The 12381-nt window shown below is 65.1% G+C and carries 12 protein-coding genes and 1 pseudogene; 8 read left to right on the top strand and 5 right to left on the bottom strand.

Going from position 1 to position 12381, the window contains the following annotated elements; translation table 11 throughout:
* Window positions 1-211: 211 nt before the first annotated feature.
* The 3 genes from V6M48_RS07275 to V6M48_RS07265 form a co-directional block, all read right to left on the bottom strand.
* On the bottom strand, window positions 212-643 hold the full coding sequence (locus V6M48_RS07275; RefSeq protein ID WP_332811870.1) for a DUF4383 domain-containing protein: 432 nt from the start codon (window positions 641-643) through the stop codon (window positions 212-214).
* A gap of 137 nt (window positions 644-780) precedes the next feature.
* The gene (locus V6M48_RS07270; RefSeq protein ID WP_332811869.1) at window positions 781-1938 is read right to left on the bottom strand and encodes an aminotransferase; all 1158 of its coding nucleotides are present in this window, start codon (window positions 1936-1938) and stop codon (window positions 781-783) included.
* A gap of 10 nt (window positions 1939-1948) precedes the next feature.
* The gene (locus V6M48_RS07265) at window positions 1949-2794 is read right to left on the bottom strand and encodes a DUF72 domain-containing protein (protein ID WP_332811868.1); all 846 of its coding nucleotides are present in this window, start codon (window positions 2792-2794) and stop codon (window positions 1949-1951) included.
* A 134-nt stretch (window positions 2795-2928) separates the two neighbouring features.
* Here V6M48_RS07265 and V6M48_RS07260 point away from each other — a divergent pair, with 134 nt between their 5' ends.
* Complete coding sequence (locus V6M48_RS07260; RefSeq protein WP_332811867.1) at window positions 2929-4275, top strand: MFS transporter; 1347 nt, start codon at window positions 2929-2931, stop codon at window positions 4273-4275.
* 36 nt (window positions 4276-4311) lie between these two features.
* Here the strand turns inward: V6M48_RS07260 and egtB are convergent, their stop codons facing one another.
* Together egtB and egtD are read right to left on the bottom strand one after the other, a co-directional pair.
* Complete coding sequence (gene egtB / locus V6M48_RS07255; protein WP_332811866.1) at window positions 4312-5529, bottom strand: ergothioneine biosynthesis protein EgtB; 1218 nt, start codon at window positions 5527-5529, stop codon at window positions 4312-4314.
* Complete coding sequence (gene egtD, locus V6M48_RS07250) at window positions 5526-6485, bottom strand: L-histidine N(alpha)-methyltransferase (RefSeq protein WP_332811865.1); 960 nt, start codon at window positions 6483-6485, stop codon at window positions 5526-5528. Before egtD ends, egtB begins: the two co-directional genes overlap by 4 nt.
* Before the next feature lie 86 nt (window positions 6486-6571).
* Between egtD and V6M48_RS07245 the strand changes: the two genes are divergently transcribed.
* From V6M48_RS07245 to V6M48_RS07215, 7 genes and pseudogenes are all read left to right on the top strand, one after another.
* On the top strand, window positions 6572-7498 hold the full coding sequence (locus V6M48_RS07245; protein ID WP_332811864.1) for a LysR family transcriptional regulator: 927 nt from the start codon (window positions 6572-6574) through the stop codon (window positions 7496-7498).
* 122 nt (window positions 7499-7620) lie between these two features.
* A complete protein-coding gene (locus tag V6M48_RS07240) occupies window positions 7621-8850 on the top strand; it encodes an NAD(P)/FAD-dependent oxidoreductase (protein WP_332811863.1) in 1230 nt (409 codons plus the stop codon).
* Between the two features lie 117 nt (window positions 8851-8967).
* The gene (locus tag V6M48_RS07235; RefSeq protein ID WP_332811862.1) at window positions 8968-9267 is read left to right on the top strand and encodes a putative quinol monooxygenase; all 300 of its coding nucleotides are present in this window, start codon (window positions 8968-8970) and stop codon (window positions 9265-9267) included.
* 126 nt (window positions 9268-9393) lie between these two features.
* Window positions 9394-10032, top strand: a complete 639-nt coding sequence (locus V6M48_RS07230) for a TetR/AcrR family transcriptional regulator (protein ID WP_332811861.1) — start codon at window positions 9394-9396, stop codon at window positions 10030-10032.
* An 89-nt stretch (window positions 10033-10121) separates the two neighbouring features.
* Window positions 10122-11429, top strand: coding sequence for an aromatic ring-hydroxylating oxygenase subunit alpha (locus V6M48_RS07225; protein ID WP_332811860.1), 1308 nt, complete (start codon window positions 10122-10124; stop codon window positions 11427-11429).
* A 79-nt stretch (window positions 11430-11508) separates the two neighbouring features.
* On the top strand, window positions 11509-12003 hold the full coding sequence (locus V6M48_RS07220) for an aromatic-ring-hydroxylating dioxygenase subunit beta (RefSeq protein WP_332811859.1): 495 nt from the start codon (window positions 11509-11511) through the stop codon (window positions 12001-12003).
* 7 nt (window positions 12004-12010) lie between these two features.
* Window positions 12011-12381 (top strand): annotated as a pseudogene (locus V6M48_RS07215) (hypothetical protein); the annotation flags it as partial.

The following is a 12381-nucleotide window of genomic DNA, read 5'->3' as shown; positions in this document are numbered from 1 at the left end:
AGCGCGAGTCGCTTTGTCGCAACAATCTGATCGCAAAGGACATAGTTCACTCGCGCCCAACATGCGGAGCCGAAAAAGCCCAGCATGCGGAGCCGAAACGCAGCGCATCGCGCAGCGTCGCATCCAAACATGGATCAATGCGCCAAGCTGCACGAAGAAAAAGGGCGGCTGAAGCAGCCGCCCTTCTCCACGATCTTGATGTATCGCCAATTCAGGCTGCCGGGATGATCGTCTCGGCCGGCCTGTCGCGATGGACCCAGCCGAAATAAGCGCCGGCGAGGGCGAGCAGCGCGTGCAGCCAGATGTCGTTGCCGAACAGCGGCACCAGGCCGAAGCCGGTGTCGAGCCCCGGCACGAAGCCGGCAATGGTCGCCACCGCATAGCCGATCGCGACGCCGCGCGCGTAAAGGCGCGCTCCGCCCAGGCCATAATAAGCGGCAACGCCCCACACGCCGAACAGCAGGTGCACGAGATTGTGCAGGGCATTGACCGGAAACAGGCCGAACAACAGGCCATAATAAGCATCCACCTGCAGCTGCGGATGTTGAGCATGCGGCATTTGCGTCAGGCCGGGAATGAAGCCGGCGATTCCGACAAGCAGGAATGTGACGCCGAACACCAGAGCGAAGTGACGAGTGGTCATCATGCATCCTCCCCATATCTATGGCTACGCAGCACTTGTTCCCACAGTATATATGAATTAGGTCCGATTAACCAGCAAAGCGTGGCTTGGGCGATCTTCTCGGGCGTGGCCTGTTGAACGGTGCTTGGAATATTGCTTTAGCGGGCAAACAATTGCCGCGCCGCACGCAAGCGCTCGATCCCCGCGGCGAGCGTCTCCTCGCGCTTGGCGAAGCACAGTCGGATGATATGGCGCACCGGCTCCTGGTCGTAGAAGGCGGAGAGCGGAATCGCGGCCACCCCCGCCTCGCGCACCGCGCGTTCGCAGAAATCGAGGTCGTCGGCTGCGATTCCCGATGCGGCAAGATCGACGCACAGGAAATAGGTCGCTTCGGACGGAAGGGTCACGAACCCCGCCTCGTTCAGGCCGGCCGCCAGCCTCTCGCGTGCGGCGGCAAATTGCGTGCGCATGTCGTCGAAATAAGCTTGGCCCTTGCCGAGCCCGTAAGCGACCCCCGATTGCAGATTGGGTGGCGTGGTGAAGGTTATGAACTGATGCGCCCGGGCGATCGCCGCCGACAGCGGCTCGGGCGCGACCATCCAGCCCACCTTCCAGCCGGTCACCGAGAAGATCTTCCCGGCCGAGCCGACCTTGACGGTGCGCTCCGCCATGCCGGGGAGCGACGAGAGCGGCCGATGCCGCCGCCCATCGAACAGCAGATGCTCCCAGACCTCGTCGACCAGCGCGATCACGTCGTGACGCACGCACGCCGCCGCCAGTAGCGCGAGCTCGGCCTCGTCGAAGTGACGGCCGGTCGGGTTGTGGGGATTGTTGAAGATGACCAGCTTGGTACGATCGCTGAAGGAAGCATCGATTAAGGCCTGCGTGACTCGCCAGCCAGGAGGCTCGAGCCGCGCGATCCTGGCGATGCCGCCGCACTGACGCACGATCGGAAGATAGGAATCGTACAGCGGCTCGAACAGCAGCACCTCGTCGCCGGGTTCGATCAGCCCGATGATCGCTGCGGTCAGCGCTTCGGTGCCGCCCGAGGTTACGGTCACCTGGCCGACGTCGAGCTCCAGCCCCTGGTGGACGCGATAATGGTTGCACACCGCCTCGCGCAGCTCCGGGAGGCCGCGCATCGAGGGATATTGGTTCGATGCGCTGATCAGCGCATCGGCGGCGCGCGCGATCACGTCTTCGGGCCAGCCGAAATCGGGAAAGCCCTGGCCGAGGTTCACCGCGTCGTGCTCGCGGGCAAGCCCCGAGACATGCTCGAAGATCGTCACCGGCTGTTCGGCGAACAGGCGATTCATCGTGTGCCTCTCAGCCTTTCGCGGTGTCGCTCGCCAGGCGCGCGATCAGCGCCTCGGCCGCGGCCGGCGCGCGCACCTTCGCGCCTGCGATCACGAAAACGAATGCGTCGCGCGGCTGCACCGGCGCCGGCTCGGGTACGACATAGGCGAGGCCTTCCGGGCTTCCGCCCGACGCCCACTCCCGGGCGATCGCCGCCCACCGGTCGAGCGCCGCCGCGTTATAGCCCGCCGGCTCATCCTCGCGCGATCGCTGCAGGCGTACGTAGGTGAAGTCGGCGGTGACGTCGGCGATCTCCGGATAATCGTCGGAATCGGCGAACACCACCGCGACCTCTGCCTTGCGCGCCATCGCGATGAAGGCGGGATCCTTGAAGCTTTCGTGCCGCGGCTCGATCGCGTGGCGCAGCTTCACGCCGTCCTGGCTTTTCGGGAGCATCTCGAGGAACGCGCCGAAATCGTCGGGATCGAAGCGCTTGGTGCCCATGAATTGCCACAGGATCGGGCCGAGCTTCGCGCCCAATTCGGTCAGGCCCTGCGCGCAAAAGCGGGCGATCGCCTCCTCGCCTTCGGCGAGCACGCGACGGTTGGTGCAAAACCGCGATGCCTTGACCGCGAAGCGAAAGCTGTCGGGCGCACTGTCCGCCCAGCGCTTGAACAGCTCTGGCTTCTGCAGCTTGTAATGGGTCGCATTGATCTCGATCGCGGTCAGCCGGCGGCTCGCATGCTCGAGCTGCTTCGCCTTGGCGAGGCCCGGCGGATAGAAAGTGCCGCGCCACGGATCGAAATCCCAACCGCCGACGCCGACGTGGATCGAGCCCGATCCCGGCTTTGGCTGTGACGCTGCGGACGTGCTCATGGCCACCCTTGCCGGACTCCACCTCTGCTGGACTTTGGCGCCGCTTTCGCCAAAGCGGCTCCGGTCGAGGGATTCTTCCCTCTTGTTATTTGCCGCGCGCTCGATTTGGTAGCGCTTTCGCGCTGGGGGGATCGATGGCCGGACACAAGCAGCAAGGCAATAAGAATTCCTCGTCGCGGGTGCTCACCGCCAGTCTCGTCGGTACCGCCATCGAATTCTACGATTTCTATATCTACGCGACGGCGGCGTCGCTGGTGTTCGGGCCGTTGTTCTTTCCGGCGAGCTCGCCTTCGGCGCAACTGCTCGCCGCTTATGCGAGCTTCGGCCTTGCCTTCCTCGCCCGCCCGCTCGGCGCGAGCCTGTTCGGCCATTTCGGCGACCGCATCGGCCGCAAATCGACGTTGGTCGCCTCGCTGCTGCTGATGGGCGGCTCGACCACCGCGATCGCATTCCTGCCGACCTACGAGACCGCCGGCTGGCTCGCGCCGCTGATGCTGTGCATATTGCGCGTCGGCCAGGGGCTTGGGCTGGGCGGCGAATGGGGCGGCGCGGCCTTGCTCGCGGTCGAAAATGCACCACCGGGCTGGCGCGCCCGGTTCGGCATGTTCCCCCAGCTCGGCGCCCCGGTTGGCTTCATCGCCGCCAACGGCCTGTTCCTGATCCTCGGCCTGACCCTGAGCGCGGAGGAATTCCGCGAATGGGGCTGGCGGATCCCGTTCCTGCTGAGCGCAGTGCTGGTCGGGCTCGGCCTCTGGATCCGGCTCAAGCTCACCGAAACCCCCGCCTTCGAGGCCGCGATCGCCGAAAAGGCACCGCCGCGCATCCCGCTCGTGACCTTGATGCGCCATCATTGGCGCGAGACGCTCGCCGGCACCTTCACCGCGGTCGCCTGCTTCGCGATCTTCTACATCGCGACCGCCTTCGCGCTTGGCTACGGCACGACCACGCTCGGCTATCCGCGCGAGACCTTCCTCAGCGTGCAGCTGGGCGCAATCCTGTTCCTTGCCGTCGGCATCCTCCTCTCGGGCTGGCTGTCGGACCGCACCGACACTCGGCTGATACTGATGGCCGGATGCCTGGGAACGATTCCGACGGGCCTCTTGCTGTCGACCTTCATCGGCAGCGGATCGCTGATCCTGATCTTCTTCTATCTCTCGCTCGCCTTGCTGTTGATGGGCTTCGTCTACGGCCCGCTCGGCGACTGGCTCCCCGGCCTGTTCCCGCCGCAGGTGCGCTACACGGGGGCCTCGGTCGCATTCAACGTGGGCGGTATTCTCGGCGGCGCGTTGGCGCCGATCATCTCGCAATGGCTTGCCGACAACGGCGGCTTGTTCTGGGTCGGTGTCTATCTGAGCGTGGCAGCAGCGGTCAGTTTCGCGGCACTGTGGCTCGCCGGCCGCGGACGGAGCGAGGAATTCTCGATCGAGGCGCGGCCGAAAAGCCTCAATCCCAATTCCGACTTCAGGCTCGATGAGCGGTGATCCGCCGCTTCCCCAGCAGCTTCAACAGCCCGCAGGTCAGTTCGGATCGTCCGCCAGCCTGATCCCGGAGAACATCCAGCGTGCGCCCGGCGGAAAGAAATTGCGGTAGGTGAGCCGCGCGTGGCCGGTCGGTGTCGCCGACGATCCGCCGCGCAGCACCATCTGGTTGATCATGAACTTGCCGTTATATTCGCCAACCGCGCCATCCGACGGCTTGAAGCCGGGGTAGGCGACATAAGGAGAGCTGGTCCATTGCCAGGCGATCCTCTCGACCTGGCGTGGTCCGCTCGCGGCGACCGCCACTTCCCATTCGGCCTCGGTCGGCAGCCGACACCCGGACCACCGCGCGAACGCATCGGCCTCATAATAGCTGACGTGGAGCACCGGCTCGTCGGGGTGGACGGCGGTGCGGCCGCCGAGCGTGAACTGGCTCCAGTAATTATCCTCGCGCCGCCAGTAGAGCGGCGCTTCCCAGCCTTCCTTCTGTGCGGTCGCGAAGCCGTCGGAGAGCCATAATTCCGGCCGGCGGTAACCGCCGTCCTCGATGAAAGCGATATATTCGCCCGCGGTCACCAACGCATTGGCGATGCGATACGGCTCGAGCCATATCCGGTGCCGCGGCCCTTCATTGTCAAACGCGAAGGCCCCCGCCCTGTCGTCGCTAGAGTCATGGCCGATCGCGCACAGCCCGCCGGGATGCTGCCACCAGGCACGCGGCGGCGGCGGCTCGAACGGCGTCGCGGCCGAGGGCGCGAACACCGGATCGAGCGGATTGCAGGATAGCACATGCTTGATGTCCATCAGGATCAGCTCCTGATGCTGCTGCTCATGCTGCAGACCCAGTTCGATCAGGTCGGCGTATTCTGCGCCGCCGATCTCGATCAGCCTCGCCATGGCCGTATCGACGTGCCGCCGATAGGCGCGCACCTCCTCGAGCGATGGGCGCGACAGCAAGCCGCGCTGCTCCCGCGGATGGCGCTCGCCGACGCCGACATAATAAGAGTTGAACAGGACCGCATAGGCCGGATCGAACGGCACATAGCCCTGGAGCCGCGGCGTCAGCAGGAACGTCTCGAAGAACCAGCTGGTGTGCGCCAGATGCCATTTGGTCGGGCTGACGTCCGGCATCGACTGGATCTGGCAATCCTCGGCGGAAAGCGGCGCCGCCAGCGCCTCGCTCCCGCTCCGCACCTCGCGGTAACGCTCGAGCATTGCCGCACCGCGATCGCCGCCGAGGATCCGCGCGAGGATCATGGTTCGAGCTTCCGTCCCTGCGCCTGCCACACATGCAGGCTGAACAAAGCGTCCGCATCGCACCAGGCGGCCATCGGCTCCCACCCCGACGCGCGCGCCAGCAAGCGCGCTTCCTCCGGCCGGTATTTGTAGCTGTTCTCGGTGTGGATCGTCTCCCCCGCCTTCATCGCGAAGCGCCGGCCGGCCACTTCGAAGCTGAGATCCCGGCTCGCCGCGAGGTGCATCTCGATCCGTCCGAGCGCGTCTTGCCAAACGGCGCGATGCTCGAACAATTCGATCGGGACATCGCCGTCAAGCTCGTTGTTGATGCGGTGCAGGAGGTTGAGGTTGAACGCCGCCGTGACTCCGCCGGCATCGTCATAGGCCGTTTCGATCAGCCGCGGGTTCTTGCGCAGGTCGATGCCGATCACCAGCCGCGCATCCTCGCCGAGCGTCGCAGCGAAGCTGCGCAGCAGGTCGATGGCCTGACGGGGCGCGAAATTTCCGATTGTCGAACCGGGGAAGAAACCGAGCAGCGCGTCGGCGGCGATGGCGTCGGGCAGGCGCAACGGCTGCGTGAAGTCGCCGGCGATCGGAAGCACCTTCAGATTGGGATAAGCCTTCGCCAGCCCGGCCGCAGCGTCCGCAAGGAACGGGCCGGATATATCGATCGGGACATAGGTGTTCGCCCGGACGGCCGAGAGCAGCAATGGCGTCTTGGCCGAGGAGCCCGAGCCGAATTCGACTACCGTGCGGCCGGTGCCGGTATAGCGTGCGATGTCCTCACCGTGTGCGCGCAGCAGCGCGGTCTCGGTCCGGGTCGGATAATATTCGGGCAATTGGGTGATCTGCTCGAACAGCTCGGAGCCGCGGCGATCATAGAAGAAGCGCGCCGGGATCACCTTTTGCGGCTGCGCGAGTCCGGTGAGCACGGCCTGCTCGAAATCGCCGACCAATACGTCGATAAGCTGCGGCAACTAGGCTTCCTCCCCCGCGAGCCGTGCTCGGCAGCTCCATTTGATGCAACTTTGGGTGTTTCGCAAGCCAGGTTGCGGCCCGCTCCATGGACTCCTTGCGGACGCCTGCATATGCGCAGGTCGTGCATTGGAACGATCTGCAGATCTTTCTGGCTGTCGCGCGCTTCGGGCAGCTCGCGCGTGCGGCGGCCGCGCTCGGCGTCGACGCGACCACTGTCGGGCGCCGCCTCCGCCGGCTCGAGCAAGCGCTGGAGCAGACGTTGTTCGAGCAGACCCGGGCCGGCCAGACCCTGACCGAGGCCGGCGAGCGCCTGCTCCTCAAGGTCGAGGCGATGGAGCAGGCGGCGAGCGAGATTGACAATCGCTCGGCGGATGGCCAGGGGCTGAGCGGGTTGCTGCGGATCAGCGTCTCCGAAGGCTTCGGGACATGGTTCGTCGCGCAGCATCTCAGCGCGTTTACCGAGGCCCATCCGCGCCTGTCGGTCGATCTCGTCGCGAACAGCGGCTTCCTCAGCCCTTCGCGCCGCGAAACCGACGTCGCCGTGCTGCTGGCACGGCCGCGCAAGGGACCGCTCGTCAGCCGAAAATTGTCCGATTATTGCCTTCGTCTCTACGCATCGCGTGCCTATCTCGACCGCCACGGCGGAACGATCGAGGATGCCGCCGAGCTGCACGCCCATCCTCTGATCGGCTATATTCCGGATTTCATCTATGCTCCGGAACTGCGCTACATGGACGATGTCGCGCCCGGCCTTGCGCTGACGATCCGCAGCTCGAGCATCAACGCCCAATATCGGCTCACCGCGGCCGGGGCCGGCATCTCGGTCCTGCCCTGCTTCATCGGCGATGAGGATCCGCAGCTTGTGCGGATCGTGCCGGAGGTGCGGATCACCCGCTCCTTCTGGCTGGTGACGCATGAGGATACGCGCCGGCTCGGGCGGATCGTGGCTTTTTCCGACTGGATGACGGAGCTGGTTCAGCGGCACCGTGATCGGCTGCTCGGGCGGCCTTGATCGAATGCGCCGCCTTTGCTCCGTGGCGGGTGCCGTCGGCACTTGCAACGCGCCACTTTGCCTGCGAACGGGCGCTGCGGCGACGAACACAGGGCCGCTGATGGTGGTTTGGAGGCAGCGAGATGCAGCAATATGACGTCCTGATCGTCGGCGCAGGCCACGGCGGCGCGCAGGCAGCCATCGCGCTCCGGCAGCAGAAGTTCGAAGGAAGCATCGCGATCGTCGGCGACGAGCCGGAGCTGCCCTACGAGCGTCCGCCTTTGTCCAAGGATTATCTTGCCGGCGCCAAGGAATTCGAACGGCTGCTGATCCGGCCCGCCGCTTATTGGGAGGAACGTCAGGTCGCGATGCTGCGCGGCCGCGTGACCTTGGTCGATGCGGAGGCGCATCGGGTGACACTCGCGGACGGGCAGATGCTCGGCTACGGCGCATTGATCTGGGCGGCGGGCGGAAGTGCGCGGCGGCTCGGCTGCGCCGGCGGCGATTTCGCGCGGGTCCATACCATCCGCTGCCGCGCCGACGTCGAGAAGATGAAGGCCGAGCTTTCCCAGGTCGAGCGGACGGTGGTGATCGGGGGCGGCTATATCGGTCTCGAGGCCGCCGCGGTGCTGTCGAAGCTCGGCAAAAAGGTCGTGCTGCTCGAGGCGCTCGACCGCGTGCTGGCGAGAGTCGCCGGCGAGCCGCTGTCGCGCTTCTACGAAGCCGAGCATCGCGCCCACGGCGTCGACCTCAGGACCGGGGTCGTGGTCGACGCTATCCTCGGCGAGAACGGCACGGCCAATGGCGTGCGGCTTGACGACGGGACGATCATTCCTGCCGACATGGTGATCGTCGGCATCGGCATAATGCCCGATGTCGAACCGCTCGCCGCCGCCGGCGCGCGGGTCTCGAACGGAGTCGAGGTCGACGAATATTGCCGGACCAGCCTCGCCGACATCTACGCGGTCGGCGATTGCGCCGCGCACCACAATCGCTTCGCGCGCGGCGCGCTGCTGCGCCTCGAATCGGTCCAGAACGCCAACGACCAAGCCACCACTGCGGCCAAGGCGATTGTCGGCGAGCCCGTGCCTTACGACGCCGTGCCATGGTTCTGGTCCGACCAATATGACCTCAAGCTCCAGACCGTCGGCCTGTCGCTCGGCTATGACGATGTCGTGGTACGCGGCGATCCCGCGGCGCGCAGCTTCTCGGTCGTCTATCTGCGCGAGGGTCAGGTGATTGCGCTCGACTGCGTCAACGTGCCGCGCGACTATGTCCAGGGCCGCAAGCTGGTCGCCGAAGGCCTCAGCCCCGACCCAAGCCTGCTCGCCGACGCTGCCACCCCGCTCAAGCAGTTGTACGCCGCCGGCTAGACCTTGCTGCGCCCCCAAAGGAGCGGCAGACTGGAAGCGATGTGCTTTCGGCTTTCACCATAAGGGAAAGCGCGGCAGGTCATTACCGGACACCAGCACCCAACCAGCGAGGCCGCGATGATCCTTGAAATCGCCCAGATCGAAATAAAGCCAGGCACGGAAGAGGATTTCGAAGCCGGAGTGAGCACCGCCGAGCCCTTGTTCCGCGCCGCACGCGGCTGCCGCAGCTTCTCGCTGCATCGCTCGATCGAACATCCCGAGCGCTATCGCCTGATCGTCGGCTGGGACAGCGTCGACGATCATATGATCTGCTTCCGCGAATCTCCTGCCTTCCAGGAGTGGCGCTCGCTGGTTGCAGATTGTTTCGCCGCGCCGGCGCAGGTCGAGCATGTCCAAAAAGTGGTCGACGGCTTCTGAGCCCGAGCAGCTGATCGGGGCTCGGTGCTGTTATTTGCCGCCACCGTGGCGTGCCATTGAAATCGGTCCGAAATGGCGTAGACAGTAGAGCCTCTCGAGGGTGGCTGTTGTAGAAAGATTTTGCGGATGTCACTGGCTCCACTTCGCACCTACGCGGATACGCCGCGTATCGCCGAATTCATCGACGCCGCTTCGCGCCTGATCGCGCAGCAGGGCTACGACCGGACCTCGGTCCGCGACATCGCCCAGGCGATCAACCTCACCTCCGGCACGATGTTCTATCACTTCAAGACCAAGGACGACCTCCTCGAGGCGGTGATCAGCAAGGGGATCAACGACGGCATCACGCAGATGAACGAGGCGTTGAGCCGGGCCGGCCCTGGGTCGCTGGCCCGCTTCCTTGCGCTCGTCACCGCCCATATCGGCGTCGTCCACGGCGAGCTGCGCCACGTTCACCGGGTGTGGATCCGCGAATGGGATCGGCTCGGTGCCGAAGCACGGCTTCGTCTGCGCCCGCCGGCGGAGCAATATCGCGCGTTGCTCGACAATCTCCTGCTCTCGCTGACCGAGGACGGCCATCTCCAGACCGATCCGGCGACGGCGCGGCATCTGCTGCTGCCGGCGCTCAACTGGACCACCGCCTGGGCAGACCTGCCCGACGAACGCTCGCGTGCCTTACTGGGCGAGCAGATCTGCGCGGCGATCCTCAACAAGCCCGTCGAAACATTTCGTGCGCTCCTGCGTAAGGAAAGCGAAGCCTCCTGACCGGCCTGCTTGTTGGCCACGCCTTGACTGATCGCTTGATCAATTATAACGGCTTCTGACACCCGCCGAAGGACGCAAGGGAGACGGATATGTCGTTCCACGGAAAGACCGCCAGTTCGAGCGAGGCTCGCCCGGACTATGCCGCGTTGATCCAGGAGGACCGTATCCATGGATCGCTCTACACCAGCGAGGCCATCTTCAAGGACGAGATGCAGCGCATCTTCCGCGAGGGCTGGGTCTACGTGGCCCACGAGTCGGAAATCCCCAAGCGCGGCGATTTCGTTCGCCGCCGCATCGCTGGCGATCCGGTCGTCGTCATTCGCGCCGAGGACGAGCAGATCAACGTGTTCGTCAACCGCTGCGCCCATCGCGGCAATCTGCTGTGCGCGGAGGACAGGGGCTCGGCACGGGCGATCGTCTGCAAATATCACGGCTGGGCCTATGATCTTCAGGGCAAGCTGGTCGACGTTCCCTACCCGGCAGGTCTCACCGGCGACCGCAAGGCGCTCGGCCTCACCAGGCTGCCGCGCGTCGACAATTATCGCGGCTTCTATTTCGCCAGCTTCAACGACAATGTCATTCCGCTGATGGAGCATCTCGGCAAGTCGGCGGCGCTGATCGACCGCGCCTGCGAGATGTCGCCGACCGGCAAGCTCAAGCTCGACGGCGGCTGGGTCCAGCATCGCTTCAAGTCGAACTGGAAGATGCTCCCGGAGAATGATGTCGACGGCTATCACGTCAATTTCGTCCACCCCTCGTTCGCGCAGGCGATCCGCTCCAACTATGACGCCGCCGCGTTCAAGAATGACGAGGAGGATCTGGTCTCCGAAGCGCGCTACTGGGGCATGGGCCATACCGAGATCGATTTCAGCAAAGCCTATACGACCGTGCTCGAATGGTTCGGCTGCGACGAGACCCGCTATCCCGAATATGTCGCCAACATGGTCAAAACCTATGGCGCGGAGCTCGGACGCAAGAAGCTGACGATGGGCCCGCCGCACGCCTGCATCTTCCCGAACCTGTTCCTCGCCGAGGGCAATATCGGCATGTTCGAGCCGGTCAGCCCCACCGAATGCATCCACTGGCACACGCCGTTGCTGCTCGAAGGCGTCGAGAAGGGCGTCAACGACCGCCTGAAGCGCCAATCCGAAGGCGCGCTTGGCCCGGCGGCGTTCCTGCTCGCCGATGATGCGGTGATCGCCGAGCGCACCCAGGAAGCGCTAGGCCAGTCGGGCGGCTGGCTCGACCTCAGCCGCGGCATCGATCGCGAGCATGAGGAAGACGGTATCATGGTCGGCCACCTCACCGACGAGCTCACCAATCGCGGTTTCTGGCATCACTATCGCGATGTCATGACCGGAGGTCCCCAGCCCGCGCGCCTCGTCAAGGCAGCCTGAATTTAGCGAGAGCCCGTGTGAAGCGGGCCTGTTTGGCCGCTTATGGTGGCCCGATTGCCGACCGTGTTGGGGGGAATTAATGAACGTTTCGGTTGAAGAGCGTCTGGAGATCGAGGAATTCCTGGCGCTCGAGGCCCGGCTGGCCGATGAATCGCGTTACAGCGAGTGGGAAGCGCTGGTCGACGACGACATGATCTACTGGGTGCCGACCGCCGAAGGCGCCGTCCTGCCGCCGGGCGACAAGATCTCGATCATCTTCGATAACCGCTCGCGGGTCGCCACCCGGATGCGCCAGCTGAATACCGGCAAGCGCCATTCGCAGGTGCCGGCGTCGCCGATGGTCCGCACGCAGACCAACTTTCAGATCGAAGCCACCGGCGCGGACACCTACACGATATTCTGCACCCAGATCCTTTATGAATATCGCATCCAGTCGACCCGCGAGACGGTCACCTGGCCGGCGCGGGTCGAATATCGGCTGCGTCGCCATGCCGACGGGCTGAAGATCTCCTTCAAGGGCGTCTATCTGGTGTCCGCCTCGGACGCGCTCCCGGGCCTCCCTTTCATCATCTGAGCACTATATGGCCGGCCGTCCCATCGCAGCGATCACCGGCCTTGGCTTCAGCGCCCTCTCGCGCAAACCGGGGCCGAGCGTGCGCCGCCTCGCTTGCGATGCCGTACGCGACGCCGCCGCCGACGCCGGCCTGGCCTTGTCGTCGATCGACGGGCTCTTGCTGAACCGCAGCCCGATCGAGCCGTTCGAGACCTTGCCGCTCAACGTCCAGCGCGATCTCGGCATGCGCGACTTGCGGCTGCTCGCCTCGATCGAGGGTGAGGGCAGCTCGGCGGTCCAGATGATCCAATATGCGGCGCTCGCGGTGCAGTCGGGCATGGTCGAGCGTGTCGCCTGCGTGTTCGCCGATGCGCCGATCGCGCCCAACGTCAACGCCGG

The organism is Sphingomonas sp. (genome assembly GCF_036677245.1).
In the GTDB taxonomy this organism is placed as follows: Bacteria; Pseudomonadota; Alphaproteobacteria; order Sphingomonadales; family Sphingomonadaceae; genus Allosphingosinicella.
Note: the sequence above shows the minus strand (reverse complement) of the source record. Positions and strands in the feature narration are given on the sequence as shown.

What these genes read in the sequence shown, in the direction of transcription:
- V6M48_RS07275 (WP_332811870.1), bottom strand. Translation starts at nt 643, where the DNA reads ATGACCACTCGTCACTTCGCTCTGGTGTTCGGCGTCACATTCCTGCTT.
- V6M48_RS07270 (WP_332811869.1), bottom strand. Translation starts at nt 1,938, where the DNA reads ATGAATCGCCTGTTCGCCGAACAGCCGGTGACGATCTTCGAGCATGTC.
- V6M48_RS07265 (WP_332811868.1), bottom strand. Translation starts at nt 2,794, where the DNA reads ATGAGCACGTCCGCAGCGTCACAGCCAAAGCCGGGATCGGGCTCGATC.
- V6M48_RS07260 (WP_332811867.1), top strand. Translation starts at nt 2,929, where the DNA reads ATGGCCGGACACAAGCAGCAAGGCAATAAGAATTCCTCGTCGCGGGTG.
- egtB (WP_332811866.1), bottom strand. Translation starts at nt 5,529, where the DNA reads ATGATCCTCGCGCGGATCCTCGGCGGCGATCGCGGTGCGGCAATGCTC.
- V6M48_RS07245 (WP_332811864.1), top strand. Translation starts at nt 6,572, where the DNA reads ATGGACTCCTTGCGGACGCCTGCATATGCGCAGGTCGTGCATTGGAAC.
- V6M48_RS07240 (WP_332811863.1), top strand. Translation starts at nt 7,621, where the DNA reads ATGCAGCAATATGACGTCCTGATCGTCGGCGCAGGCCACGGCGGCGCG.
- V6M48_RS07235 (WP_332811862.1), top strand. Translation starts at nt 8,968, where the DNA reads ATGATCCTTGAAATCGCCCAGATCGAAATAAAGCCAGGCACGGAAGAG.
- V6M48_RS07230 (WP_332811861.1), top strand. Translation starts at nt 9,394, where the DNA reads ATGTCACTGGCTCCACTTCGCACCTACGCGGATACGCCGCGTATCGCC.
- V6M48_RS07225 (WP_332811860.1), top strand. Translation starts at nt 10,122, where the DNA reads ATGTCGTTCCACGGAAAGACCGCCAGTTCGAGCGAGGCTCGCCCGGAC.
- V6M48_RS07220 (WP_332811859.1), top strand. Translation starts at nt 11,509, where the DNA reads ATGAACGTTTCGGTTGAAGAGCGTCTGGAGATCGAGGAATTCCTGGCG.